The organism is Bradyrhizobium sp. BLXBL-03 (assembly GCF_051853015.1).
GTDB classification, from domain to species: Bacteria; Pseudomonadota; Alphaproteobacteria; order Rhizobiales; family Xanthobacteraceae; genus Bradyrhizobium; species Bradyrhizobium manausense.
This window is the reverse complement of the sequence record NZ_CP182470.1, coordinates 6,887,728-6,912,307: the sequence shown is the minus strand read 5'-3', so window position 1 is coordinate 6,912,307 and position 24,580 is coordinate 6,887,728. Positions and strand designations below refer to the sequence as shown.

Here is a 24,580-nt window from a genome sequence, read left to right as displayed (position 1 = left end):
CTCGGCTCACACCGTGACGGTCACGCTCTTGCGATAGGTGTAGCTCTCGAGAGCTCCTTCGATGGAATATTCGGCGCCGATGCCGCTCTGTTTGGCGCCGCCGTAGGACATGCCCGGGATCTGACCGCCGGCACGGTTGATCTGGAGCCAGCCTGCATCGATTCGCTCCGCTGCGCGTAGGGCAGTGGTGATGTCGTTCGTGAAGATGTAGGCGGCGAGACCGTAATGGGTGTCGTTCGCCCAACCGATCATCTCGTCTTCGTTCGTCCAGGGGATCGCAACCAAGACAGGCCCGAAGACCTCCTCGCGCACAACACGCCAGCTATTGTCGACACCCGTCAGCACGACGGGACCCGGCATGAAGCCGTCGGTCTCGTTAGACGGAGCCGGAACCTGACCGATCTCTACCTTCGCACCACGATCGACGGCCTCGCGGATGAAGGCGCAAACTTCTCCGTAACGCTCGGCATTGATGATCGCGCCGATGTCGGAGGCCTCGTCGAGCGCATCGCCGACCTTCATGGCCTTCAACTTCTCGACCACCTTTGCAACCACCGGACCGAACACGTCCCGGTGGATGAAGAGCCGCGAGCCTGCCGTGCAGGACTGCCCCTGGCGCGCGAAGCGCATGGCGTTGATGACGTTTGTCGCGCAGGTGTCGAGTTGCTCGGGCGTCGCCGCATCGGGATAGACGATGCAGGGGCTCTTGCCGCCGAGCTCAAGGGTGACCTTCGCAATGCGGTCGGCGGCAGCATGCGCCACGAGCTTTCCGACCTCGACCGAGCCTGTAAACGAGATCTTCGATACGTCGGGATGGTTCGACAGCGGCGCACCGGCTTCGATGCCCGTTCCGGTGACGACATTGAAGACGCCGGCCGGGAAGATGTCGGCGGCAAGCTCCGCGACCTTGATGACCGCGAGCGGCGCGTCCTCGGCAGGCTTCAGAACCAGCGTATTGCCGGTGCCGAGCGCCATGCCGATCTTCACGGCCGCGAGGACGAGGGGCGAATTCCAGGGGATGATTGCGCCGACGACGCCAAGCGGCTCTCGTGTCGTGTAGCTGAATATCCCCGGGCCGAGCGGCAACGTCTCGCCCTTCTGCTCGGATACCACGCCGCCGTAGTAACGCAGAACCTCGGCGGTGCTCGCGACCTCGGGTCGGCTTTGCGTTCGCAGCGCGTTGCCCGTTTCGGCCGCCAGGACCTTGGCGATCTCTTCGGCATGCGCCGATACGCGATTGCCGAGTTCGGCCAGAAGCGCGCCGCGGGCTCGAGCTGCCATGCGGCGCCATGTCGGAAAAGCCGCCTTAGCCGCCGCGACTGCGGCATCGACGTCCTGCTTGTCTGCAGTCCCGACCATGGCGACGATGTCGCGTCGGCAGGGATTCTCGACGGCCATCGTGCGGCCCGAGACGGGCTTGATCCACTTTCCGCCGATGAAGTTGCCCAACAGCCCGGAGCGGGGCAACGTCAGTTCGGAATCGTAGCTGGTGGTGGCGAGTTGCGCTCTCATTTGTTCGTTCCTAGTCTTCGAAATCATGCTGCGGGCTGACGGAGATTGACCTTGAGCAGTCGCTCGTAGACCTCCGATACGCTGGTAGAATCCTTTCCGCCGAGACCGTCCGCGCGGGCGGTGTTGTAGATCTGGCGAACGAGCTGCCCGAGATACATCGGTGATGCTGTGAACTCGTCGAGTGCGAGCGAGATGTCCTTGTGCATCAGGTCGAGCGCGAAAAAGGCAGGCCGCTCCTGCGTGAAGAGCGTCTTGCCGAGCCAATCCAGCATCTTGCTGCCGGCGAGCCCCCCGCCGAGAACCTCGAGCAACACATCGAGCTTCGCGCCGGACTTCACGCTGGCCGCCAGCACCTCGCCAAGCGCTACGGTGTTGATCGCGGTCAACAGGTTGTGGCTCAACTTTATGAGTTGGCCGGAGCCGACCGGGCCGCAATGAATGACCTTGCCGGCAAGTGTCTCAAGCACGGGGCGCGTCGCATCTAGCACTGCATGGTCGCCCCCGATCATGATCAGGAGCTTGCCATTTTCTGCGCCGGCGACGCCGCCGCTGACGGGCGCGTCGAGATAGTTGATACCAGCTTCGCTACACGTCGCAGCGACCGCCTTGGTGGTGGCGGGATCGACCGTGCTGAAATCGACCACGGTCGCGCCCTTCTTCGCGGCGGCGAGGATCCCGTCCTCAGCAGTCACTGCCGCCTTCAAGGCCGCTGGAGAAGGGAGGCTCGCCAGAATGAAATCGGCGCCAGCAGCCGCGGTCTTGGGGCTTGCGGCAGTCTCCACGCCAGCCGTGGCAAGCTTGGCGACGGCCGCCGCGTTGGGATCGAAGGCCCGCACCTTATGCCCGGCTTCGGCAAGCCGACGCGCCATATGTGAACCCATGCGGCCAACACCCAAAAAGGCGATCGTCGGCATCGATAAATCCTCGCGATATTGGCCAAGAGGCCGGTCAAAACTTGCCGGTCGCAGTCTCATCTCCGCGATGATCGCGATCGCAGGCGTGATGTCGGCGGTTTTAGGTCCAGTTCGACGAACCCCGGAAGACCAGTCCAGTTGACGCGAGGCGAAAGAAATTCTTACTCTTAGGCTCTTTGGGGATATGCGAGTTTGGCACTTAGTCTTTCGCGGCTACGTCTCTTTCATGAGCTCTCCGAGCTCGGAACGATCTCGGCGGTTGCACGAGCGCTCGGCCAGACACGGCCGGCCGTCTCTCAACAGTTAGCGCTGCTCGAACGAGAGGCGGGAGCGGTGCTTTTCGAACGTTCGGCGGGAGGGTTGCGCCTGACAACCAAGGGGCAGCAACTTCTGGATCGCGTCACGCCACTGCTGCAACTGGCAGACCGCATCGAGGCCGAACTCGACGAGAAGGACGGGCCACCTGCGGGCGAACTACGACTTGCCGCATTCGGGAGTGTCGCGACCAGCATCGTTCCAAGAGCTTTGGGCTATCTCCACAAGACACACCCCCTGATCGATGCCAGCTTCGTCGAACTCGAGCCGACCGAGGGCCTCAAGGCAACCGTCGCCAAGCAAGTCGATATCGCAATTGTCGACGATTATACCGATGCAAATGCGTACCAACAGGCCCTCGAATTCCACCCGCTCTATGTCGATGCCCTGAATGCAATCCTTTCGTCAGACCACCGCTTTGCGAAGACCGACTTGACAAGCATAGAGCTCAAGGATCTCTCGAATGAGAAATGGGCCATCAACCAAACGGCGGTCGCCTATCAGCAGAACTTGACGAACGCGTGCTTGGCTGCCGGATTCGAAATGAAGATTGGCTGCAGCGCTCGCAATATTTCTGCCACCCTTGAGATGGTACGCACCGGACAATTCGTAACAGTCCTGCCCGGTCTGGCGGTGCAGCCTCTCGACAAGGATCCCGACTTTCGCATCCTTCCCATTGCGCCCGCCCTACACAGACACATATTTAGCGCCGTTCCCAAGGGCACGTCTCGGCGTCCTGTCGTTGCCGCTGCATTGGCGGCCCTGGAGCGAGCGGCCCTCAATTGCCGCCTCTAAAACGTTGGCAGCGTAACTCTTTCTAACGTGCTCCGTCAGGAGCCGTGTTCTTTCGCCGCAGCAAGTCGAGCGCTAGTGGTTGAGCAAAGGCCACGTCTTCTAACTTTCCAATAACCAATGGAGCATGGACATGCGAAGCTTTGGACGGCGGTTCATCACCGGTCTGGTTGCGGCATTCTGCGGGTTCGCGCTTGGGGCCGGGACGAGCCAGGCTCAGGAGAAGTCCAGGCTGGATGAAATCCTGGCGCGGGGCAAGCTGGTCGTCGGCGTGTCGAGCGAGTCACCTCCTTTCGGCTTCGTCGACGAGAAGGGGGAGCTTGTCGGTTTCGACATCGATGTTGCCCGGCTGATCGCCAAGGCAACGTTCGGTGATCCCAACAAAATCGAATTTATTCGCCAGAGCGCAGCCCAGCGCTGGCCCAATGCCCAGAACGGCACGATCGACTTTGGCGCGCAGACGACCACGATCTACGCCGACCGCGCGCAGCGCGTCGCATTCACCCGCAACTATATCGATGGTGGCATCGTCCTCATCGTCCGTAAGGATGGGCCGTTCAAGACGCTCGACGATCTGAACAAGCCGAACGTCACTATCGCAAATCTGACCACGCCGACCCAGGAAGAACGCGCCAAGCGCCTCTTCCCGCAGGCCAAGCTCCAGACTTTTGACGGCATCGCCTCGCAATTCAACTCTGTGAAGCTTGGTCGAGCTCAGGCAGCCCAGCTCGATGCTCCCGTCGCGGCCTGGTATGTCAAAAGCAACCCGGACATGCGCGTCATGGAAACTCGCCTAACGGATGTCGTTAACACCGGCCTCTTTATGAAGCCGGGCGATTTCAGGCTTTGGCAGTATTTCGACCTCGTGGTGTCTGAAATGACCGGCGGCTATCTTTTCGCCGATTACAGTGCGATCTACGAGAAATGGTTCGGCGAAAAGCCGAAGAATGCGAAGTGGTATCTCAACAACAACTAATCGACAGGCGCAGAGAGGGCGGGTGATGGATTGGTCACAGTTTGGTAGCTTCGCCGCCCGCTACCTTCCGCAACTCTGGAACGGAATGCTCGTTACCATCGCCGTCGCTGCGCTCGCGGCGCCGACGGCTGTCGCAATCGGCGTAGTTCTTACGGTGCCGCGCGTGGCTGGCTGGCGGCTGCTCAGCGGTTTCGTGCGAGCCTATATAGAGGTGATGAGGAATACGCCACTCCTCGTCCAGATGTATCTGCTCTTCTTTGGTCTTCCGATCCTTGGAATCTTCTGGGACGAGATCACTTGCGGTGTTCTCGCGGTCTCGCTTCAACACGCAGCCTTTTTGTCTGAACTTATTCGCAGCGGCATCGCCGCCGTGAGCCCCAAGCAATGGGAGGCAGGTCAGGCGATCGGTATGCGACGCTGGGCAGTTTTTCGTCAGATCATTCTCCCTCAGGCGGCGATCAAGGTCATGGCTCCCGTCTCGAACCAATTGATCGTCCTCGTGAAGGACACGTCTCTCGTATCGGCGATCGGTGTGCTCGACCTGACGCTATCTGGCAAAGTCATCATCGAAAGATCAGGAGCATCCTTCGAGGTGTTCATTCTCGTTGCGGTACTCTATCTGATCCTGACAAGCGTCATAGGCGCAGGCTTCCGGATCAGCGAGACGCGCTTTACGCGGAGGCTCGGATGAGCATATCCGTCCTTCTCGCTAATCTGCCCTACCTGTTCCAGGGTGCGGTGGTAACGCTATGGCTGGCTTTCATTGTCGTGACAGCAGGGGCACTTCTTGGTGCGATCGTTGGAACGCTCGCCAGCGGCGGTGGGCGGATTCTCCGGGCGATCGTCACGGCTTATGTCTTCGTCTTTCGGGGCATTCCGGTACTGGTCGTGATGTTTCTCGGCTTCTACACCTTCCCGGCACTTGGAATCCGGCTCAGCGCCTATGCTGCGGTGACGATATCAATGATCGTCTATGTCGGCGCCTTCGTCACCGAGGCGGTGCGCGGTGCCATCGCGGCCGTGCCAGCCGGCCAGGTTGCAGCAGCCAAGAGCCTTGGCATGCGGCGGCTGACCATGCTGCGTGAAGTCGTCCTACCTCAGGCGGCGCGTCTTGCGATCGCTCCGATCCTCAACATCTCACTTATGGCCATCAAACAAACCTCCTACGCTTCGGTCGTCGGAGCCTGGGAGCTCTCGTTCGCGGCTCGAGAGATCGTCGAGAGAACGCTCGCGGCTTTCCAGATCTTCCTTGGTGTCATGCTGATCTACTTCTTGATCTGCTATCCCATTTCGTTGCTCGCGAACTTTTGCGAGCGGAAACTTTCCTTCGATCACTGAGGCTGCCCATGCCCATCCCCGCCGGCGCGCCCATCGTCGTTTCCGTAAATGGTCTTGTGAAATCCTTCGGACCGCATCGCGTCTTGAATGGTGTTTCGTTCGACGTGCGGCGCGGTGAAGTCGTTGTCGTTCTCGGCCCAAGCGGATCGGGTAAGTCCACAATGCTGCGTTGCGTCAACTTCCTTGAGACATTCGAGGGCGGCACCATCACCGTCGATGGTGCGCCGGTCGGGTATCGAAGCGACGGCCAGGGCCGGCGCCGCATGCTTGACGAGAAGATGGTTGCGGAGAATCGCGAGCGCGTCGGAATGGTGTTTCAGAGCTTTAATCTGTTCTCACATCGGACTGTCCTCCAAAACGTCATGATGGGTCCTGTATCCGTCCAGCACCGAGACAAGTCTGAGGTGAGAAAGCAGGCGCTGGAATTGCTGGAGAAAGTCGGGATGGCCGAGAAGGCCGACCAATATCCCGCACGCCTCTCCGGCGGCCAGCAGCAGCGCGTGGCAATAGCGCGCGCTCTAGCGATGAGACCAGCTGTTATGCTTTTTGACGAGGCGACGTCGGCTCTCGATCCCGAGCTCGTTGGTGAGGTGCTCCGCGTCATGCGCGAACTTGCCACAGAAGGCATGACGATGGTGGTGGTTACGCACGAAATGAGCTTCGCTCGTGAAGTTGCGGATCGCGTTATCTTCATGGACGGTGGCGCAATCGTGGAGCAAGGCGTGCCGCACGAGATCATGGCGAACCCTCAAACAGAGAGGTTTCGGTCGTTTCTGGGGACCGACCGACCTGATCGCGGAGCTCGAATTGCTTAGCGTCTAGTTGCGACTGAGCCCTATGTCACGGGCGTGCCGCGAGCTTCTCGAGCGTTCGCGTCAGTTCAGTGCGAGGAACCGGCGTTTTCCCCGCCAAGCTGCGCCACGAGCCAATCTGCAAAGGCCCGCACTGCCGATCTCTGTCGGCTGGCGCGGGGATAGATCAAGCGGTGACCGACGTAGCGGATATCGTTTGCGCGGCCCGCCAAGGGAGCCACCAATCGTCCGCTGGCTAGTTCACGTTCCGCTAGCAGTGTTGATTCCAGTGCCACGCCCAATCCCTCGACAGCCGTCGCAATCGCCAGAAAGCTCCGGTCGAATCTCATGCCGTGTAGGGCGGGGGCTTCCAATCCATTAGCTGCGAACCACTGGTGCCATTGAATCTGCTTCACATCTGAACGGATGAGCGTCTGATCGAGGAGATCCGCGGGCTTTCTTATAGAGCTTGCGAGGGAGGGCGAACAGAGCGGTGTGACTGTCTCCTCCGGAAGAGGGACGACCTCGACGCCCTCCGCACGCGGCGGACCGTAAACGATGTCGATATCGAAATCATCGTTGCTAAAGCGAGCGTAGTCCGTGCTGGCAGCCAGCCGAACTTCGAGCTTCGGGTAAGCGGCGAGAAACTGTGCGAGCCGTGGTGCCAGCCATTGCGCGGCAAAGCTGGGCGCTGAGTGGACGCGCACCAATTGCGGTCCGCGTGCGGCGACTTCCTCCAGGCCACGGCGTAGCTGGTCAAAAGCCGCTCCGGTGTGTCGCATCAAATTCTCGCCGGCCGGCGTGAGCCGCACCGAGCGCGCGCTGCGCTCGAACAGAACCGTGCGAAGCGTGGCCTCCAGCTTGCGGATGGCATGACTGACGGCACTCGGCGTCAGGTGAAGCTCATTCGCCGCATCGCGAAACGATCCGGTGCGGGCCGCGGCTTCAAAGACACGAATTGCCGATATCGGGACATTCGACAGCATTTCACAAGTGAACCAGATTCATCGATCCATGACAACTGTGCGTTTGTCCATTGGCCTTCTGCGGGTCATTCCTAGCCTTACCAAGGAAGAACAACATGCGGGAGGAACTGATGCTGCTCAGCGGTAAGACGGCCATCGTTTCGGGCGCGGCCTCGCCGCGCGGGATCGGGCTTGCCACCGCTCGGCGGTTCGCCGCCGAGGGCGCTCGGGTCGCCATTCTGGACATCGACGCCGACGCTGCGGCGGATGCTGCGACATCCCTTGGAAAATCCCACATCGGACTTCAGTGCGACGTCGCCGACAAATCATCCTGCGAGCAGGCGGTGGCCCGAGTGGTCGAATCCTTCGGCGGCATCGATATCTTGATCAATAATGCCGGCATCACCCAGCCGGTCAAGTTCCTACAGATCTCGGCGGCCGATTGGGATCGCATCCAGGACGTCAATTTGAAGGGTGTTCTGTTCCTTTCCCAGGCTGTGATCCCCCATATGCGCGCACGGAAGTCTGGATCGATTGCATGCATGTCGTCGGTGTCGGCCCAGCGCGGCGGCGGAATCTTTGGCGGCCCTCATTATTCGGCGGCGAAAGCCGGCGTGCTTGGTCTCGCCAAGGCGATGGCCCGTGAATTCGGCCCGGACGGTATCCGCGTCAATTGCGTGACGCCGGGCCTGATCGGCACCGATATCACCGCGGGGAAATTGACCGACGAGATGAGGACGAAGATCCTGGAAGGCATTCCGCTCAATCGTCTCGGCACCGCCGAAGACGTCGCCGGCATCTACACCTTCCTGGCCTCAGATCTCTCAGCATACGTCACCGGCGCCGTGATCGATGTCAACGGCGGCATGCTGATCCACTGAGCCAGCGAGACGAGGTCCCGATCGATGAAAACGCCGACCAACACGCTTACCAACACGCCCAAGCTGGCGGACCGCGCGTACAACATTCGCCGCAATGCGCTGCGCATGGGCGAAGTCCAGGGCCAGGGCTATATCGCACAGGCGCTGGACATCTCCGACGTTCTCGCCGTGGCCTACTTTCACGCGATGCGCTACCGGGCTGAAGATCCGTCGTGGGAGGAGCGCGACCGCTTCCTTCTCTCCAACGGGCATTATGCCATCGCTCTCTACGCGGCTTTGATTGAGGCGGGGATCATCCCCGAGGAAGAACTCGAAACCTATGGCAGCGACGAGAGTCGCCTGCCGATGTCGGGCATGGCTTCCTACACGCCTGGCATGGAAATGTCGGGCGGCTCGCTCGGGCTTGGGCTGAGCATAGCCGTCGGCATAGGGTTGGGGCTCAAGCGCAAGAAATCCGAGGCGCGGGTGTACACGTTGTTCTCCGACGGCGAGCTCGACGAAGGCTCGGTCTGGGAGGCCATCCAGTCGGCAGGGCACTACAAGCTCGACAATCTGATCGGCATCGTCGATGTCAACAATCAGCAGGCCGACGGTCCTTCGACGCAGGTCATGGCCTTCGAGCCGCTGGTCGAGAAGCTTGAGGCTTTCGGCTGGTTCGTGCAGCGCATCGACGGCAACGATCTCGATGCCGTGGTTGCCGCGTTCGATGCCGCCAAGTCCCATCCCGAGCCCAAGCCGCGGATGATCGTCGCCGACACGCTGATGGGGAAGGGCGTACCTTTCCTCGAGCAGCGAGAGAAGAACCATTTCATCCGCGTCGAGCAGCACGAATGGCAGCTCGCACTTGCCGCGCTGGAAGCCGGGAGGCAGGCATGAAGACTGAAAGATCAGCACCGCAGCCGGGCAAGCCGCGCCTGACTACCTCAGCCATGATCGCTTCGATCGCGGCGGAGGGACAGAAGACGAAACCGGCGCCCTTTGGCCACGCCCTCGTCGAACTCGCACGCCACCGCCCCGAGGTGGTCGGCATGACGGCAGATCTCGGCAAGTACACCGACCTGCACATCTTCGCGAAGGAATTCCCGGACCGCTATTACCAGATGGGTATGGCCGAGCAGCTTCTGTTCGGCGCGGCCTCAGGCCTTGCGGCCGAAGGCTTCATGCCGTTCGCGACCACTTATGCCGTGTTCGCATCGCGGCGGGCGTACGATTTCATCCACCAGACGATCGCGGAGGAAGACCGCAACGTGAAGATCGTCTGCGCATTGCCGGGCCTGACCTCGGGCTATGGTCCGAGCCATCAGGCCGCAGAGGATCTAGCGCTGTTTCGTGCCATGCCGAACATGACTGTGATCGATCCCTGTGATGCCCACGAGATCGAGCAGCTGGTGCCTGCCATCGCGGCTCATCAGGGGCCGGTCTACACGCGCCTATTGCGGGGCCAGGTGCCGGTGGTCCTCGACGAATATGACTACAAGTTCGAGCTCGGCAAGGCGAAGCTGATCCGCGATGGAAAAGATGTCCTGGTCATCTCATCAGGCATCATGACCATGCGTGCGCTTGAGGCCGTGCAAACCTTGAAGGACGACAGCATCGATGTTGCGGTGCTGCACGTTCCGACCATCAAGCCGCTGGACACTGAGACGGTCTTGCGCGAAGCCGGCAAGCCGGGCCGCCTTGTCGTTGTTGCCGAAAACCACACGACCATTGGCGGCCTTGGCGAGGCCATTGCCGCGCTTCTGATGCGTTCAGGCGTTCATCCGCCATTCCGCCAGATTGCATTGCCGGACGAGTTTCTCGATGCCGGCGCGCTTCCGACGCTGCACGACCGCTACGGCATTTCCACGGCAGAGGTCGCAAGGCAGATCAAGCAGTGGCTTTAGCGCACCGGCGCTAAGCGCCAACCCAGCCAAGCCGAGGTGAGGAGCTAGGCTCGCCGCATATTGCGGCGGCGAGCGATGGCTCTGCCCGAATGCCGGCGGTCGTGAACCGCTGAACGAAAAGCCGGAAGGTCGCACGCCCGCGCAGGCTGATGCAGCCGGCACCAAGATCATGCATGAAACAGGAGGAAAACATGACTGTCTCGAAGCCCGGACGCTTCAGCCGCCGTTCGCTATTAATCGCGGCGAGCGCCCTACCCCTCTGCGGGATTCTGACCCGTCCGGCGCCTGCCGCCGAGTTCGTCTACAAGTTCGCAACCGGACAGGACCCGACCCATCCGGTGAACATCCGCGCCCAAGAGGCGATCGATCGCATCCGCGAAGCGACCAGCGGACGGCTGGAGATCAGGCTGTTCCCGGCCAATCAGCTCGGCTCCGACACCGAGCTCCTGACCCAGGTGCGCAGCGGCGGCGTCGAGTTCTTCAACCAATCGTCCTCGATCCTTGCCACCCTGGTGCCGAGCGCCGGCATCGTGAACACCGGCTTCGCATTCACCGACTACGACAGCGTCTGGAAGGCGATGGACAGCGACCTCGGCACCTACATCCGGGCGCAAATCGCCAAGACGCCGATCATGGCGGTGTCGAAGGCCTGGGACAACGGCTTCCGCCAGGTGACCTCGTCCGGCCGCGAGGTGCGGACGCCGGATGACTTAAAGAATTTCCAGATCCGCGTTCCGCCCGCGCCGCTGCTGACCTCGCTGTTCAAGGCCCTCGGGGCCGGACCGACGCCGATCAACTTCAATGAGGTCTATTCCGCGTTGCAGACCAAGGTCGTCGACGGCCAGGAGAATCCGCTGCCGATCATCGCGACCGCGCGTCTCTACGAAGTTCAGAGCACGTGCAGCCTGACGGGCCACGTCTGGGATGGCTACTGGATCCTCGGTAACAAGCGCGCGTTCGAGCGCCTGCCCAAGGACTTGCAGGAGATCGTAACGCGCGAGCTCGATCGCTCGGCGGTCGATCAGCGCGCCGACATCGCAAAGCTCAGTCAGTCGCTGCGCGCCGATCTTTCCGCGAAGGGCCTCAAATTCATCGACGTCGATCGCGCCGCCTTCCGCCAGGCCCTGGCGAAAACCAGCTTCTACGCCGATTGGAAGAGCAAGTTCGGCGAGGAGGCATGGTCGCAGCTCGAGAAAGCCGCGGGCCAGCTATCATGACCAGCACGAGCCATACGCCGCATGTCGATGCCGGTATTGCGGCCGGCGCATTGCAGCCGGGCCGGCGCAGTTGGGTGATAACGGCGAACACGGTTCTTGGTCATGTCGTTGCGGTCCCGGCAGCACTGCTTGTGCTGGCGGAGATCGCTGTGCTGTCTGCCGGCATCGTGGGGCGATACGTGTTCCGCTCGCCGATCATATGGTCCGACGAACTCGCGGGCATTCTCTTCCTCTGGCTCGCCATGCTGGGATCGGTGATTGCGTTCCAACGCGGCGAGCACATGCGCATGACCGCCATTGTCGGTGTGCTGCGTGCGGAAGTTCGCGCGTTTCTGGATGTGGTAGCAGCCGCGGCATCGCTGGCATTCCTCGTGCTGGTCGTCTGGCCGGCCTATGAGTTCGCTGCCGATGAGGCTTTCGTCACGACGCCGGCGCTCGAGATCGTCAACAGCTGGCGCGCGGCGGCGTTGCCGATCGGGATTGGATTGATGCTGGTCGCAGCGGTTCTCCGGCTGATCCGCATCGCGAGCCTGCGCAGCTTGCTGGCTTCGGTCGCGATGGTCGCAGGCATCATCACGAGCTTCGTTCTGCTCGCTCCCGTCTTGAAGCCCCTCGGCAACCTAAACCTCCTGATCTTCTTCGTGTTCCTGGTCGGCGCGATGGTCTTCGCGGCCGTGCCGATCGCGTTCGCGTTCGGCCTCGCCACGGTCGGCTACCTCGCCCTGACAACCAGCACGCCCGACGTGGTAATGATCGGGCGAATGGACGAGGGCATGAGCCACCTGATCCTTCTGGCCGTTCCGCTCTTCGTCTTTCTCGGACTTCTGATCGAGATGACCGGTATGGCCCGCGCCATGGTCGGCTTCCTGGCGAGCCTGCTGGGCCACGTGCGTGGCGGACTGCACTACGTTCTGGTCGGAGCGATGTATCTGGTCTCGGGCATTTCCGGCTCCAAGGCAGCGGACATGGCTGCGGTGGCTCCTGTGCTGTTTCCCGAGATGCGGCAGCGCGGGGCTAAACCGGGCGACCTCGTTGCGCTTCTGGCGGCAACCGGCGCGCAGACCGAAACGATCCCGCCCTCGTTGGTCCTGATCACGATCGGCTCGGTCACCGGCGTGTCGATTTCGGCGCTCTTCACTGGTGGGTTGCTCCCGGGCGTGGTGCTCGCGGTCATGCTCGCGGCCGTGGTGTGGTGGCGATACCGTCGCGAAGACCTGTCTCACGTCAAACGGGCTAGCGGCCGGCAAATCGGGCGGGCCTTTGTCATCGCGATACCTGCTATCGCATTGCCGTTCGTGATCCGCACGGCGGTCGTCGAGGGAGTTGCGACGGCAACGGAAGTCTCGACGATCGGCATCCTGTACTCGGTCTGCGCGGGTCTGTTCATCTACCGCCAGTTCGACTGGCGCCGCATCTATCCCATGCTGGTCGAGACGGCCTCGCTGTCAGGGGCGATTCTGCTCATCATCGGCGCGGCGACAGGCATGGCCTGGGCGCTGACCCAGTCGGGATTTTCCGCCTCGCTCGCCAAGTTCATGACCAGCCTTCCCGGCGGCGTTCCTGTCTTTCTCGCTGTCACGATCGTCACTTTCGTCATCCTGGGTAGCGTGCTGGAAGGAATCCCGGCCATTGTCTTGTTCGGTCCGCTGCTGTTCCCGATCGCGCGGCAAGTCGGGGTGCACGACGTCCACTACGCAATGGTCGTCGTCCTCGCCATGGGCATCGGCCTGTTCGCGCCGCCGTTCGGCGTCGGCTACTACGCGGCTTGCGCCATCAGCCGCATCAATCCGGACGAGGGCATGAAGCCGATCGTGGGCTATATGATCGCGCTCCTGATCGGCACGCTGATCGTTGCCGCCGTGCCCTGGCTGTCGATCGGCTTCCTATGATAACGGGTGAGGCGCCCTCGCGAAACATCGCGAGGGCACCCCGTCAAGCGAATTTCGGCAGATGCAGCGGGAGACCATCGCAAGGCATGTCGATCTCCTCGACCTGGCCCTTGCCGACCTCAGTGACGCGTAGCTTCCTGCCTTCGAGCGCAAAGGCACAATTGGTCGGTTGGGGTCCGTCCAGGACCAGACGATCGGCGACCTCACCCCGCCGGTCTAGCACCGTAACGTTCTTCTGGTTGTAGACCGTGCAATAGAGCTGGCCGTCCGTTCCGAAGGCCATCCCGTCCGGCCCTTTGAAGTCCGGATTGGAATCCGGCTGCAGGACGTTGCCGAAGACCACGCGTTTCGGCGCTGCCTCGCCAAGCACGTCATATCGATAGATCTCGCCGGTGAAGGATGCGTTGGCGTAGAGGTGATTGTCGGGACCGAAGGCAATACCGTTGGTGAAGCGGATCTTGCGATCGAGAACGCGGAGGACCTTCATGGCTGCGGGATCAATCTCGTATACACGGCCGTCCCAGTCGAGATCCATATAACCGTCGACGAAGGCCTGGCCGTTGATGAAATCCTCGGCGGCCATTCCGGAGTCGGTCATGTAGAGCAGTCCGTTCGGACCAAAGCAGAGGTCGTTCGGAAACAGAAAGCGATCCGCGCCTTCCCCCTGCATGCGCCGGACCTCGTTTCCGCGTTCGTCGATGCAGATCAGCGCCCGGAGGCCTGCTTCCGCGATCCAGATCCGGCCGTGGCCATCGGTCGTCAGTCCATTCGGACGGCCACCCGTCGTTCGGATCACGCGGCGATTGCCGCGAGGATCGAGCCGCGTGACGCAAAGGGTCGACGCAGACATCTCCGTGACATACATCGAGCCGTCGGGCAGGCACACCGGACCTTCCGGCGCGCCAATTCCGGTTGCAAACAGTCTCGACGCCATTCATCCCTCCCGTTCTCGAATGTTGCTCTCATTATGCGATGACAAGGCCGCTGGCCGGATCGATCAGCACCACGCGATTGAGGTCGATGGCGAGATCGATCCGCTCGCCATGGCTGCTGACGTCGTGCGCCTGCAGCTCGGCAACGGCATCGACGCCACCGATCCTGATGGTGGTGAAGGTGCGTGTGCCCGTCGGTTGAATGAGATCGGCCGTGGCCGAATAGGAGACTACGCCTTCGCGCAACGGCCCGCCGGCTCGACTGAAGTGCTGGGGTCGAATGCCGACGAGAATCTCTCGCCCATCCATACTGGCCAGCGGCCTCGTCTTTGCGCTCGGAAGCGTCAGTTCGCCGCCGGATTGAAACACCACTGCTGCCCCGGGACCGTTTGTCCTGAGGGTCGCGGGGATGAGGTTGATCGAGGGAGAGCCGAGGAAGCCGGCGACGAACCCCGTGCGCGGCTGTTCGAACAGCTCGAGCGGAGCGCCTTGTTGTTCGATCTGTCCGTCGCGCAGCAGCACGATGCGGTCGGCCAGCGTCATCGCCTCGACCTGGTCGTGGGTGACGTAGATCATGGTCGTCGTGATCTCGTGATGCAGGCGCTTGATCTCGGTGCGCATCTCGTCGCGCAACTGAGCGTCTAGGTTCGAAAGCGGCTCGTCGAACAGGAACAGGTCGGCCTTGCGAACGATGGCGCGGCCGATGGCGACGCGCTGACGCTGTCCTCCGGAGAGCTGCCGTGGATAGCGCTGCAGGAAATTGCCGATGCCGAGCATCTCGGCGGCTTCGCTGACCCGCTTCCTGATCTCGATCTCCGGAGTCTTGCGGGCGCGCAGACCGAAGGCGATGTTCTCGCCGACGGTTAGATAGGGGTAGAGCGCATAGTTCTGAAACACCATTGCAATGTTGCGCTCGCGCGGGCGCAGATCGTTAACCACTGCGCCACCGATGGCGATCGTTCCGCCGTCTGGGTCCTCGAGACCTGCAATGGTCCGTAACAGTGTGCTCTTGCCGCAGCCGGACGGACCCACCAGCACAGCAAATTCGCCGTCGGCGATGGTGAGATCCACACCACGCACTGCATGCACGTTGCCGTAATATTTGTGTACTCCGGACAGCTTGACGTCAGCCACTTCGCTCTCCCTAACCCTTGACTGCGCCCAGCGAGATGCCGCGCGCGAGATAGCGCTGCATCACCGAAACCGCGACAAAGATCGGCAACGTGCCGAGGACCGACATCGCCGCAATCTTCGCCCAAAAATTCGATTGTCCGCCGAAATAGTGCGTCAGCATGACCGGAAAGGTGATGACCTCGGTGCGCGTGAGCACGAGTGCGAACAGAAAGTCGTTCCAGGCGAACACGAAGGTGAAGACCGACGTCGCCATCAGGCCGGGGCGAACCATCGGGAAAACGACCTTCCAGATCACCTCCCATCGGTTGAGGCCATCGACCAGCGCGCTTTCCTCGAGCTCCAGCGGAACGTCGACTATGTAGCCGCGCATCATCCAGATCACGTAGGGAAGATTGAATGCGGTGTAGAGGAGGATCAGCCCGAAATAGCCGTCGACGAGGCCGAAATACACGTAGATCAGGAAGATCGGGAAGACGACCGCGATCGGCGGGATCATGCGCTGGGAGATGATCCACATCGCGAGGTTCTCGCCGCCGGTGCCGAACCGGGCGAGGCTGTAGGCGCAGAGAGTCCCGAGAACGATTGCGATGCCGGAGCTGACGCCGGCGACGATCAGGCTGTTCAGGATTGCGAGGACGTCGCCATCTTTGAACAGGACATAATAGTTCGAGAACTGAATCTGCCCGGGAATCCACAACGGCGGCACGTGATAGATCTCGTCCGGCGTTTTGAACGAAATCATGAACAGCCAGTAGACCGGAAACAGGAACAGCAGGGTCACAATGCCGGCGCCGAGATAACGGACGGCGAGAATGCGGGCTTTTCTGGCCGGAAGCCTGCCGGTCCTCATCGCGCAAGCTCCATGCGCTTGAGGACCAGCGTGGTGATGACCGTGAGCAGCGCAATCACCAGAAAGGAGATTGCGGCCGTGTAGCTGGTTTCGAATTGCGAGAAGCCTTGCACATAGGTGTAGAGCGAGACGGTCTCGGTCATCGAACCCGGCCCGCCTTCGGTAAGGGCCCAGATGATGTCGAAGATGCGAACGAGATCGAGGCCGCGAATCAGGCAGGCGACGGCGATCACGGGCGCGATCGCCGGCAGAACGATCGCGCGAAGCACGCGCAGGTACGACGCCCCATCGATTTCCGCGGCTTCGAGTTGGGATTGGTCAACATTCGACAGCGCGGCGAGCAGCAGCAGGAACATGAAAGGCGACCACTGCCAGACCTCGCAGATGATGATCGCCGGATAGACGTAGGCGGGATTGACCGTCCACAGGATCCGCACCGGCTCGCCGGCGAAGAAACTCAGGATCTGGCCAATCGGGCCGAAGCGGACGTCAAACATCAGACGCCAGGTCGCACCCGCGACGATCGGAGAGATCACCGTCGGAAGTACCAGCAGCGCGACGAAGATCTGTCGGCCCGGCATGCGATCGATGAAGAGCTGCGCCATCAGGAAGCCGACCAGCAGCTCCAGGGGGAGGGCGATCGCGGTGATGATGGCGGTATGACCGAGCGAAGCCCAGAGGCGGGTATCCCTGAACAGCTCCGAATAGTTCAGGAGGCCAACGAAGGACGTGTCACTCTCGGTCATCGTGATGCGCTGGAAACTCACGATCAGCGAGTAGATCAGTGGAAACAAGCCGACCAGGAGCAGGATCAGAATGGCCGGCGCGACGATGAGATAGGGCAGGCGGTCCTCGAGCATGCGCCCGAAGCGGCTGGGGCGGCGTTGCTCGGCAGCGTTGAGACTTGCGGAAAGCGTCATCATCAGTCCAGGAAACGGCCGCACGGGAGGGCGATGCCTCCTGTGCGGTGACTAAAGCAGCTATTGCGGGTAGGCGCCGGGCTTCGCGGCCCAGACCTTGTAGACGGCCTTCTGGTTCTCGATGCCGACCTTCTCGGTGATCGCGTCGAATTGCTGCGCCATGCGGTCGAGAATGGCCTTGGGGTCTTCGCCCGCCCAGAGGCTCGAGATCGCCTTGGTCATCGCCTCGTCGTACTTGTCCTGTTGCAGCAGCGACAGGTCGAGTAAGCCCTTTTCGCCGGACTTCTTGATGGTGTCGAGATAGGCGGCAGCATCAGGCCAGAGCGCACGATATTTCTCGCTCGCGTAGTGCGAGAGGCGGAATGGATCGCGCAGCGTATAGGGGAGCTGGACGCGCTCGAGGCTTGTCTTCTTGCTGTTCAGCCATTGGATGAAGAGATAGGCGGCCTCCTTGTTCTTGCTGGTGGCCGAGACCGACAAGTCGAAGCCGACACCGAGCTCGGGACGGCCGAGAGGCGTGAGCGCGTAGCCGACTTTGCCGGCGACCTGCGATTTCGGCACCCACTTCAGTGCTTCCTCGCCCGAGCCATAGCCCGCGGCCCAGCGTCCGTACGGCGGCCAGGAGATCGTCATTGCGGTCGTGCCCTGAAGGAACGCGGCGAGGTTGTCGACGAAATTCCACTGCTCTACGCCGGGCGGCATGAACTTGTTCTCCGCCAGCATCTGCTTGAACACCTTGAGACCGACCTCGCCGTTCACCGTTGCCTTCATGGTGTCGGCATTGAAGAACTTGCCGCCCTCCATGCGGAAACGCTCCTGGAACATGTATTGCGGATAGGGCGCGGTGCGGAAGAATCCGGCGCCGTAGACCTTCGGCGCCATCTTGTCGGTGATGAATTGGCCGATGTCGTCGAATTGTTTCCAGTTTTTGGGCGGCACGAGCTCGTAGCCGAACTTGGCCTTGAATTCGTCCCTCATCTTCGGATCTTCGAAGATGTCCTTCCGGTAATATAGCAGCATCACGTCGCCATCGTCCGGGAAGCCGTAGATCTTCCCGTCATACTGCATCTGGTTGTCGCGATAGGCGGCCGCGATGTCCTGCAGCTCGTCACGGTAGCCGAACTTGTCGACATACTTGTCGAGAGGCTCGAGCGCGCCGGCGCGCGCAAGATCGGGCATCCAGGATGGAATGACGTTCAGCGCGTCATACGCTCCGGCGCTCGATTTGAAATCCTGCATGATCTTGGTGAACATCTGGTCGGTCGGCACTTCGACCACCTTCACCTTGATGCCGGTGAGCTTCTCCCATTGCGGCCCCGAATAGTTCAGCGGGTCCAGAGACTGGAGACCGGCCTCCCAGACGATGCTGATCGTTGTACCCGCGTACTTTTTTGCGGCTTCAACCGCTGTGTCGGCCGCATCCTTGTCGGCGGCCTGCGCTGAGCCGGTAGCGAGCACTAGGACAGCGAATGCTCCGAGAAACCTCCTGAACTTCATCCCTTCCTCCTCCTCTTGGGCGTCCGGAGTCCGGAAGAGCCGGCTTCGGAGCGCTTCTCACGTGATCCTTGCCTGGTTAGCCAGCCGCAGGCGTGAACGGACCATGCCGGCGGCGACCTCGCCGAAAAGAAACAGATTCATCTATGGTGAGGATTTGCGGCACAGGCGCATCACGGGTCCCGGTTTGTCGTCCGCAGCCTGAATGGACGCCAGTTGGCGTTGTAGATGCACGTCCTCCCCAAAACGCTCGAGAGCGTTGTCTTTGGGGCTAGTCTGCGTCGAGCCGGAACCGGCCGACAAATGAGAACTTTGCACTCATACGTGAGCAGCATTCATCTGAAAACGGAGGGCCCTCAGGCCCAAGAGCTGTCCCGGTCTGCCTACCCCGCAGGGTCTCCACTCGCGTGGCACCGACCAGCCGATTCGACAGAAACGTTGGGAGCTCGATCGATGCTCAGGCCGAAGCGATCCACTTGCGCAGGCCCGCAATGATGCGGAATACGTCGGCCGCGCAGCACCGGGTGGAGGATCGAACGGCTTGCATCCTCTCGGCCAGTGTATGTCCGGGGCCGGATCCAGCACGCGGGTCACGCCGAGTTCTGAAACACACCTCCGCCGTTGCCGACGAATCGATGGAACGTGCGACCTGGTTCGCCAGTTTCGCCGTGCCGCCGGCGGCCGAAGAGATGCGTTCGCCGTCGCTGCCGGCAAGCAATAGACGCTGTCCTGCGACGGCCGCTTGTCTGCTGGCATCGAGTGCTTGCTGAACCGGTTTGCAGGCCTGCGCGAGCCTCATCGTCTGCGACGCGATCTTCACGGCGAGAAGGCCCTCGCGCACACGCTCTTTGGCGGCCTCGTTGCATAGGCGACGACATCCCGCTCCGCGCCGCCAATCACGACGAGAAGGTTAGGATTCTAGATAGCGATCTCGCAGCGATGTTTTGCAAGGAGAGGTCCGAGCGCAGCCCGGTCGAGACCGCGGACATAGCCGAGGCGATTATCGGGCCCTGCTGCGTCTTGCATCAAGCGCGCGAATATCCGTCAGACGCAAGGCTTCGTCGGCGGTCCAGATCCCCGCGATAGTCCAGGCCGCCATCTCGCCGACGCTGTAGCCGGTGACGCTGGTCTGCTCGGTCAGCAGGTCGGCGATGCAGGCGTGGATCGCGAGCGTCGATGTGACGGTCAGGATCTGGCTGGAATGATTAGCGGAGAGTTCGTCCGCACTCCGCGTCCTGATTAGCTCCCGCGGGTCCGCGCCGAGCAAAGCGGCCGCGGCGGCGAAGACCGGCTCCGCAGCAGTCTGGTCCGCGAAAAGATCGAAGATCTTGTCCGAGAGCGTACCTTGTCCGCCACAGAGCAGGGCCAGCATCAGACTCCAAGCCGATCGACGAACAGCGCCATCGGGAGAAGGTCCGCCGAGCCGCCGGGGCTGAGATTGCGAGCGACGAACGCTTGGTGAATGTCGGCCGCGCGCTTGCGCCATCCCGGTGACCCGATGCCGCCGGCGGCGAGGAAACCGGAAGCGCTCTCTTGCGCGAAGCGCAATCCTTCCGCTCCGCCTCGATGCAGCAGGTTGGTGTCGGTGACCTCGGCGATCAGCCGCATGCAGGTCTCAACGCGCGCGGCTTCCTCGTCATGGGGGCGAGCTCGCGCGCCGCATGCAGCGCGGGCAGGGCGATGTCGTAGACCGACGGAAAGCCGTCGGCTGCTTCCACCCTGGCGCCGCCGGGGGCATAGCGCCGCGAGGCGATGGCGCCACGGCTGCGCAGCGAGACCGGACCCTACAGGATGTCGTCGTCCCAACGCTCCGAAACTAGCCGGCCGAGCGATTTGTGGATGCCGACGGCGTTCCGGTATCCGGCCGCAGCGCAAAGCAGACCTAGCCCGAAGATCGCCCCGCGGTGCGTATTCACGCCGTGCCTTGCGGCCAGCATCGCGCGTTCCGCGGCAACGCCGATGGCCCGCAGCCGGTTCATTCCCGCGCCCTCGGCGCTTGCGGTGACGAGCTCGCCATAGAACGGCATCAGTCGCGGCGCTTAGGCAGAGCAGCGCTGAGTCCATGTCGCGATGCGCGCCATTGGTGACATGGCTGACGAGGCCAGGCTTCGGATGGGTCTCGACCTCGAGCTTCAGGCACAGCGTAGCGAGATGGCCGAGCTGCTGCGCGCTAAGCGTGCGGTTCGGGAGCGATTGCCGTATGAGCGCCGGTGTCATGACGCGAGATCTGACGCGCGCGTCGTCGTGAGGATGCCTGCCTCGCTCTTCACGAGGACTTTGTCCTCGTCAGTGCCGGTCAACTCGCGCCATTGAACGCCTCCGACACGACCTGTGATCTCGCCGTTCAGCCGCATCGGCGCTTGCTTCGCGATTGCCGCGATGCCGGACAGCAGACGTCCGATGTGCCTTGCTGCGGACAGCGGCCAGAGCAGGTCGAGGTCGGAGATGACGCGGCACAGATCACTGGCGCTAACCTGTCGATACTGGAGATTGGAAGGCCGCGTAGGAAGGAACGAAGAGCTTCGGAAGCGCCGCGAAGGGAACGCAGGTACAGAGCTCGGCTGATATCGGCCGTGAAAATGCTGGCGGTGTCAACGGTTCGAAGCTCTGGCGCTCGTCGTCTGCCGTCTAAAGCATCGGCTCGAACTGGCAGTGCACGAGGATCTCGGAGACCGACGCATTGTTCGGTAGCATGAGCGCAGTTTCCACCAAGCGTGCGATCTCGCCCGGCTGGCTCATCTCGTGGCGGGGAATCTCGTCGTCGTTCACCGTCATGTCGGTGGCGACGTAGCCCGGGCAGATCACAGTCGCCCGGATGCCGGCCGCGCGTCCTTCCCGGCGAATGCCGTGGGTGAGTGCGACCAAGGCGAACTTGGTCATGGCGTAGCCGACATTGCTGCCCACGCGCTTACCCGCAAGCGACCCCAGATTGATGACCCTACCATTGCCGCAGACAGCCAGATGGGGGAGGGTGGCCCTGACAAGGCGCAGCGGACCCTTGACGTTCACGCGCCACATTTCATCCAGCTCGTTCTCGCCCTCGTCGGAGACCCGGACCTTCGGATTGATGCCGGCCGAGTTGACGATGGCGTCGACGCCGCCCCACCGCGCGACCGTTGCATTGACCCAGGAGATCGGGCTCTTGGCGTCTTCGGCATCATAGCGGTGCGTCATGAGCCTCTCGCTCTCGGCGAGACGGCTGGGGTCGCGAAGCCCCGCCGAGACGCGGAAGCCCGACGCCAGCAGCCGGTCGACGACTGCGCGCCCGATGCCGCGCGAAGCCCCGGAGACCATGACAATCCGATTGCCGACTTCCAACATCCTGGTCCGTCTCCTGTGGGTGAGCGAAAGGCACGGCAAGATGTAGGGGGATACGCGCCGCGACGAGTAAGAGAAAATCACTCTGCCTGCATCGGGTGTGCTTATGGCTCGCGCGCCTGACGATCTTTGGCGGGGATATTGGATGTCCTTATGAGGGCAGAACAAATCCGCTGTAGGCATCCGTCGGCCTCCGCCCGTAACTTTCCGCCGCTCCGGCTGACTGCAAGAGAGCCCTACGGATGGGATTTTCGGACTACCGAACGGCGTTGGTGACGGGCGCGTCCTCAGGCATCGGAGCTGCGACGGTTCGTCGCCTCCACGCCGAGGGGCTCGAGGTGCATGCGCTGGCGCGCGACGTTCGCCGGCTGGACAGCCTGTCGGCTGAGACCGGATGTCGCGCCTGGGCGGTGGATGTGACCGATCTCGGCGCTCTGGAACGCCTTGCGAGCGCGGCTGAATTCGATGTTCTCGTCAACAATGCCGGCCAGTCGCGGCGCGGCACTATCCTTGATACGGCGCCTGACGATATCGACTCGCTGGTCGACGTCAATCTGCGGGCCGTCCTGCACCTGACGCGGCTGATCGCACCAAGCATGGCGCGGCGCAACCGCGGACACGTGGTCAATGTCTCGTCGATCGCCGGCCACTATGCCTTCGGCGAGAACGCCACGACATTCAATTCATCCGTTGCCTATCACGCGACGAAAGCCAGCGTTCATTCGCTGTCGCAGCAATTGCGCGTCGATCTCTCCGGCACTTGCGTGCGCGTCACCGAAGTCTCGCCTGGGCGCGTGGTAACGAGCATCTTCCAGAATCAGAACACCGCCGACGATTCGGATGCTCGCTTCGTCGGCGGCTTCGAGACTCTCCAGTCCGAGGACGTCGCGCATGCCATTGCATTCGCCGTGGGATCTCCGGCGCGGATGAACGTCGCGATGATTGAGGTCGTTCCCACGTTCCAGGTCGTCGGCGAACTACGATTCGCGACCCGATCCGAGGCCGCGCGATTGAAAGAAACGAGAAGTGGAGTTGCCAATGCCTGAGCTCGCAAACCGCCTCAAGACCGTAAAGGTATCAGCTTCCGCGGCGATGACGGACAAGGCGCGGGAACTTCGTGATGCAGGCGTCAAGATTGTCGGCCTGTCGTCCGGAGAGCCCGACTTTCCAACCCCGCCGCACGCGATCGAGGCCGCGCATCGGGCAGCCCTCGCGGGCGACACCAAATATCCCGCGCAGCCGGGGACTGTCGCACTGCGGAAAGCGGTCCAGCGCAAGTTCAAGCGTGAGAATAATCTCGATTACGCACTCGACGAGATCCTGATCGCCAACGGAGGTAAGCAGATCATCTTCAATGCGTTGTTCGCGACCTGCAATCCCGGCGATGAGGTCGTCATTCCGGCGCCGGGCTGGATCACCTATGCGGATATCGTGCTGCTGGCGGAGGCGACGCCGGTCGCCGTGCCCTGTCCGGAGAACAACCAGTTCAGGTTGCGTCCGGCGGACCTCGAGGCGACGATCTCGCCGAAGACGAAGTGGTTGATCCTGAATTTCCCCAACAACCCGACCGGAGCGGCCTGTACGCGCGAAGAGATGCACGCGATCGCCGACGTCATGCTGAAGCACCCCGACGTCTGGATTCTCACCGACGACATCTACGAACATCTCACCTACGATGGCTTCGAGTTCTGCACTATTGCGGAGGTTGAGCCGAGGCTGAAGAATCGCGTCGTGACGGTGAACGGCGCGTCCAAGGCCTATGCCATGACTGGCTGGCGGGTCGGCTATTGCGGCGGGCCCAAGGACTTGATTGCTGCAATGAACAATGTCCACGGTCAGGCGACCGGCGGCATCTGCACGGTGAGCCAGGCTGCGGCGGTCGCGGTGCTCGACGGTCCGCAGGACTTCCTGAAGGAGCGCGCGGACATCTATCGGGACCGGCGCGATCTGGTGGTCAAGCTGCTCAATCAGATTCCCGGCATCACCTGCCATAAACCGGAAGGGGCCTTCTACGTGTTTCCCAACATCGCCGGCTGCATCGGCAAGACCACGAAAGGCGGGCGGCGGCTGGAAACCGACGCGGACTTCATCTCGGCGCTGCTGGAAGAACAGCATGTCGCGGCGGTGCCGGGGGGCGCTTACGGCATGAGCCCATATTTCCGCATTTCCTACGCGACCGATACCGATTCGCTGAAGGAGGGCTGCCGGCGCATCGCGATCTTCTGCGAAGGGCTGCGCTGACCCGGCATCGAGACGACGGGAGGACTGACCGGAAGGAGAATGAAAGACGCGCCTAGCGGCATCTGTCGATCAAGATCGGAGCAATATGCCGAACCAATTGTCATAATCGTTCCTGATGCCCCTAAACGAAGATGTTCTTGGTCCTATAGAATGCCGGCGCATAAGCTTTGTGCAAAGAGGGGATTGCCTTGGTATTGCGCAGTCGAGGACGGCCCGCG

Annotated in this window: 23 protein-coding genes and 2 pseudogenes; 12 read left to right on the top strand and 13 right to left on the bottom strand. The window is 62.0% G+C overall.

Translation table 11 applies throughout. The features are described from left to right. Positions 1-6 precede the first annotated feature (6 nt). Entirely contained in the window at positions 7-1,512 is a 1,506-nt protein-coding gene (locus ACNJX9_RS33015; protein WP_439406205.1) for an aldehyde dehydrogenase family protein, read from the bottom strand. A 23-nt stretch (positions 1,513-1,535) separates the two neighbouring features. Then, complete coding sequence (locus ACNJX9_RS33010) at positions 1,536-2,486, bottom strand: NAD(P)-dependent oxidoreductase (RefSeq protein ID WP_439406204.1); 951 nt, start codon at positions 2,484-2,486, stop codon at positions 1,536-1,538. Positions 2,487-2,618: 132 nt separating this feature from the next. Here ACNJX9_RS33010 and ACNJX9_RS33005 point away from each other — a divergent pair, with 132 nt between their 5' ends. The 5 genes from ACNJX9_RS33005 to ACNJX9_RS32985 all read left to right on the top strand — a co-directional run bounded on the left by ACNJX9_RS33005 (position 2,619) and on the right by ACNJX9_RS32985 (position 6,662). Further along, positions 2,619-3,536, top strand: a complete 918-nt coding sequence (locus ACNJX9_RS33005) for a LysR family transcriptional regulator (protein ID WP_439406203.1) — start codon at positions 2,619-2,621, stop codon at positions 3,534-3,536. 124 nt (positions 3,537-3,660) lie between these two features. Beyond that, complete coding sequence (locus ACNJX9_RS33000; protein ID WP_439406202.1) at positions 3,661-4,509, top strand: transporter substrate-binding domain-containing protein; 849 nt, start codon at positions 3,661-3,663, stop codon at positions 4,507-4,509. 25 nt (positions 4,510-4,534) lie between these two features. Then, positions 4,535-5,200: an amino acid ABC transporter permease gene (locus ACNJX9_RS32995; RefSeq protein WP_439406200.1), complete on the top strand. Its 666-nt coding sequence runs from the start codon at positions 4,535-4,537 to the stop codon at positions 5,198-5,200. Continuing rightward, complete coding sequence (locus ACNJX9_RS32990; RefSeq protein ID WP_439406198.1) at positions 5,197-5,847, top strand: amino acid ABC transporter permease; 651 nt, start codon at positions 5,197-5,199, stop codon at positions 5,845-5,847. The genes ACNJX9_RS32995 and ACNJX9_RS32990 overlap by 4 nt, the downstream gene beginning before the upstream one ends. A gap of 8 nt (positions 5,848-5,855) precedes the next feature. Then, entirely contained in the window at positions 5,856-6,662 is an 807-nt protein-coding gene (locus ACNJX9_RS32985) for an amino acid ABC transporter ATP-binding protein (RefSeq protein WP_057748684.1), read from the top strand. 65 nt (positions 6,663-6,727) lie between these two features. On the opposite strand, the gene ACNJX9_RS32980 is transcribed toward ACNJX9_RS32985, so the two are convergent. Then, the gene (locus ACNJX9_RS32980) at positions 6,728-7,624 is read right to left on the bottom strand and encodes a LysR substrate-binding domain-containing protein (protein WP_439406196.1); all 897 of its coding nucleotides are present in this window, start codon (positions 7,622-7,624) and stop codon (positions 6,728-6,730) included. A gap of 110 nt (positions 7,625-7,734) precedes the next feature. On the opposite strand from ACNJX9_RS32980, the gene ACNJX9_RS32975 reads away from it, so the two are divergent. From ACNJX9_RS32975 to ACNJX9_RS32955, 5 genes are all read left to right on the top strand, one after another. Then, positions 7,735-8,484, top strand: coding sequence for an SDR family NAD(P)-dependent oxidoreductase (locus tag ACNJX9_RS32975; RefSeq protein WP_439410163.1), 750 nt, complete (start codon positions 7,735-7,737; stop codon positions 8,482-8,484). Between the two features lie 24 nt (positions 8,485-8,508). Beyond that, positions 8,509-9,360 carry a transketolase gene (locus ACNJX9_RS32970; RefSeq protein WP_439406195.1) on the top strand — a complete coding sequence of 284 codons (852 nt, stop codon included), beginning with the start codon at positions 8,509-8,511 and terminating at the stop codon, positions 9,358-9,360. Further along, on the top strand, positions 9,357-10,367 hold the full coding sequence (locus ACNJX9_RS32965; protein WP_439406194.1) for a transketolase family protein: 1,011 nt from the start codon (positions 9,357-9,359) through the stop codon (positions 10,365-10,367). Before ACNJX9_RS32970 ends, ACNJX9_RS32965 begins: the two co-directional genes overlap by 4 nt. 191 nt (positions 10,368-10,558) lie before the next feature. Further along, positions 10,559-11,584 (top strand): TRAP transporter substrate-binding protein, encoded by a 1,026-nt coding sequence (locus tag ACNJX9_RS32960; protein ID WP_439406193.1) that lies wholly within the window; start codon positions 10,559-10,561, stop codon positions 11,582-11,584. Then, a complete protein-coding gene (locus ACNJX9_RS32955; protein WP_439406191.1) occupies positions 11,581-13,473 on the top strand; it encodes a TRAP transporter large permease in 1,893 nt (630 codons plus the stop codon). The genes ACNJX9_RS32960 and ACNJX9_RS32955 overlap by 4 nt, the downstream gene beginning before the upstream one ends. Before the next feature lie 43 nt (positions 13,474-13,516). Here the strand turns inward: ACNJX9_RS32955 and ACNJX9_RS32950 are convergent, their stop codons facing one another. From ACNJX9_RS32950 to ACNJX9_RS32905, 10 genes and pseudogenes are all read right to left on the bottom strand, one after another. After that, positions 13,517-14,407, bottom strand: coding sequence for an SMP-30/gluconolactonase/LRE family protein (locus ACNJX9_RS32950; RefSeq protein ID WP_439406189.1), 891 nt, complete (start codon positions 14,405-14,407; stop codon positions 13,517-13,519). Between the two features lie 31 nt (positions 14,408-14,438). Further along, positions 14,439-15,539 (bottom strand): ABC transporter ATP-binding protein, encoded by a 1,101-nt coding sequence (locus ACNJX9_RS32945; protein ID WP_439406188.1) that lies wholly within the window; start codon positions 15,537-15,539, stop codon positions 14,439-14,441. A 10-nt stretch (positions 15,540-15,549) separates the two neighbouring features. Next, on the bottom strand, positions 15,550-16,389 hold the full coding sequence (locus tag ACNJX9_RS32940; RefSeq protein ID WP_439406187.1) for a carbohydrate ABC transporter permease: 840 nt from the start codon (positions 16,387-16,389) through the stop codon (positions 15,550-15,552). Next, entirely contained in the window at positions 16,386-17,333 is a 948-nt protein-coding gene (locus tag ACNJX9_RS32935; protein ID WP_439406186.1) for a carbohydrate ABC transporter permease, read from the bottom strand. Before ACNJX9_RS32935 ends, ACNJX9_RS32940 begins: the two co-directional genes overlap by 4 nt. Before the next feature lie 36 nt (positions 17,334-17,369). Continuing rightward, positions 17,370-18,806: an ABC transporter substrate-binding protein gene (locus ACNJX9_RS32930; protein ID WP_439406185.1), complete on the bottom strand. Its 1,437-nt coding sequence runs from the start codon at positions 18,804-18,806 to the stop codon at positions 17,370-17,372. A 454-nt stretch (positions 18,807-19,260) separates the two neighbouring features. Further along, entirely contained in the window at positions 19,261-19,623 is a 363-nt protein-coding gene (locus ACNJX9_RS32925; protein WP_439406183.1) for a hypothetical protein, read from the bottom strand. A 180-nt stretch (positions 19,624-19,803) separates the two neighbouring features. Then, positions 19,804-20,175, bottom strand: coding sequence for a hypothetical protein (locus tag ACNJX9_RS32920; protein WP_439406182.1), 372 nt, complete (start codon positions 20,173-20,175; stop codon positions 19,804-19,806). Next, positions 20,175-21,020: pseudogene (gene mdcB, locus ACNJX9_RS32915) on the bottom strand (triphosphoribosyl-dephospho-CoA synthase MdcB). The gene ACNJX9_RS32920 and the pseudogene mdcB overlap by 1 nt, the downstream one beginning before the upstream one ends. Further along, positions 21,017-21,274: pseudogene (locus ACNJX9_RS32910) on the bottom strand (phosphoribosyl-dephospho-CoA transferase MdcG domain-containing protein); the annotation flags it as partial. The pseudogenes mdcB and ACNJX9_RS32910, both read right to left, overlap by 4 nt. Before the next feature lie 157 nt (positions 21,275-21,431). Beyond that, complete coding sequence (locus ACNJX9_RS32905; RefSeq protein WP_057748643.1) at positions 21,432-22,124, bottom strand: SDR family NAD(P)-dependent oxidoreductase; 693 nt, start codon at positions 22,122-22,124, stop codon at positions 21,432-21,434. A 239-nt stretch (positions 22,125-22,363) separates the two neighbouring features. On the opposite strand from ACNJX9_RS32905, the gene ACNJX9_RS32900 reads away from it, so the two are divergent. Next, positions 22,364-23,167 (top strand): SDR family oxidoreductase, encoded by an 804-nt coding sequence (locus ACNJX9_RS32900; protein ID WP_439406181.1) that lies wholly within the window; start codon positions 22,364-22,366, stop codon positions 23,165-23,167. After that, a complete protein-coding gene (locus ACNJX9_RS32895) occupies positions 23,160-24,362 on the top strand; it encodes a pyridoxal phosphate-dependent aminotransferase (RefSeq protein ID WP_439406179.1) in 1,203 nt (400 codons plus the stop codon). The genes ACNJX9_RS32900 and ACNJX9_RS32895 overlap by 8 nt, the downstream gene beginning before the upstream one ends. Positions 24,363-24,580 lie beyond the last annotated feature (218 nt).

Excerpts from the sequence above, each read along its gene's own strand:
- ACNJX9_RS32900 (WP_439406181.1), top strand. The coding sequence starts at position 22,364 with ATGGGATTTTCGGACTACCGAACGGCGTTGGTGACGGGCGCGTCCTCA.
- ACNJX9_RS32940 (WP_439406187.1), bottom strand. The coding sequence starts at position 16,389 with ATGAGGACCGGCAGGCTTCCGGCCAGAAAAGCCCGCATTCTCGCCGTC.
- ACNJX9_RS32920 (WP_439406182.1), bottom strand. The coding sequence starts at position 20,175 with ATGCTGGCCCTGCTCTGTGGCGGACAAGGTACGCTCTCGGACAAGATC.
- ACNJX9_RS32895 (WP_439406179.1), top strand. The coding sequence starts at position 23,160 with ATGCCTGAGCTCGCAAACCGCCTCAAGACCGTAAAGGTATCAGCTTCC.
- ACNJX9_RS32950 (WP_439406189.1), bottom strand. The coding sequence starts at position 14,407 with ATGGCGTCGAGACTGTTTGCAACCGGAATTGGCGCGCCGGAAGGTCCG.
- ACNJX9_RS32905 (WP_057748643.1), bottom strand. The coding sequence starts at position 22,124 with ATGTTGGAAGTCGGCAATCGGATTGTCATGGTCTCCGGGGCTTCGCGC.
- ACNJX9_RS33000 (WP_439406202.1), top strand. The coding sequence starts at position 3,661 with ATGGACATGCGAAGCTTTGGACGGCGGTTCATCACCGGTCTGGTTGCG.
- ACNJX9_RS32970 (WP_439406195.1), top strand. The coding sequence starts at position 8,509 with ATGAAAACGCCGACCAACACGCTTACCAACACGCCCAAGCTGGCGGAC.
- ACNJX9_RS32960 (WP_439406193.1), top strand. The coding sequence starts at position 10,559 with ATGACTGTCTCGAAGCCCGGACGCTTCAGCCGCCGTTCGCTATTAATC.
- ACNJX9_RS32985 (WP_057748684.1), top strand. The coding sequence starts at position 5,856 with ATGCCCATCCCCGCCGGCGCGCCCATCGTCGTTTCCGTAAATGGTCTT.
- ACNJX9_RS32930 (WP_439406185.1), bottom strand. The coding sequence starts at position 18,806 with ATGAAGTTCAGGAGGTTTCTCGGAGCATTCGCTGTCCTAGTGCTCGCT.
- ACNJX9_RS32955 (WP_439406191.1), top strand. The coding sequence starts at position 11,581 with ATGACCAGCACGAGCCATACGCCGCATGTCGATGCCGGTATTGCGGCC.
- ACNJX9_RS32975 (WP_439410163.1), top strand. The coding sequence starts at position 7,735 with ATGCTGCTCAGCGGTAAGACGGCCATCGTTTCGGGCGCGGCCTCGCCG.
- ACNJX9_RS33015 (WP_439406205.1), bottom strand. The coding sequence starts at position 1,512 with ATGAGAGCGCAACTCGCCACCACCAGCTACGATTCCGAACTGACGTTG.
- ACNJX9_RS32965 (WP_439406194.1), top strand. The coding sequence starts at position 9,357 with ATGAAGACTGAAAGATCAGCACCGCAGCCGGGCAAGCCGCGCCTGACT.
- ACNJX9_RS33010 (WP_439406204.1), bottom strand. The coding sequence starts at position 2,486 with ATGAGACTGCGACCGGCAAGTTTTGACCGGCCTCTTGGCCAATATCGC.
- ACNJX9_RS32995 (WP_439406200.1), top strand. The coding sequence starts at position 4,535 with ATGGATTGGTCACAGTTTGGTAGCTTCGCCGCCCGCTACCTTCCGCAA.
- ACNJX9_RS32990 (WP_439406198.1), top strand. The coding sequence starts at position 5,197 with ATGAGCATATCCGTCCTTCTCGCTAATCTGCCCTACCTGTTCCAGGGT.
- ACNJX9_RS32980 (WP_439406196.1), bottom strand. The coding sequence starts at position 7,624 with ATGCTGTCGAATGTCCCGATATCGGCAATTCGTGTCTTTGAAGCCGCG.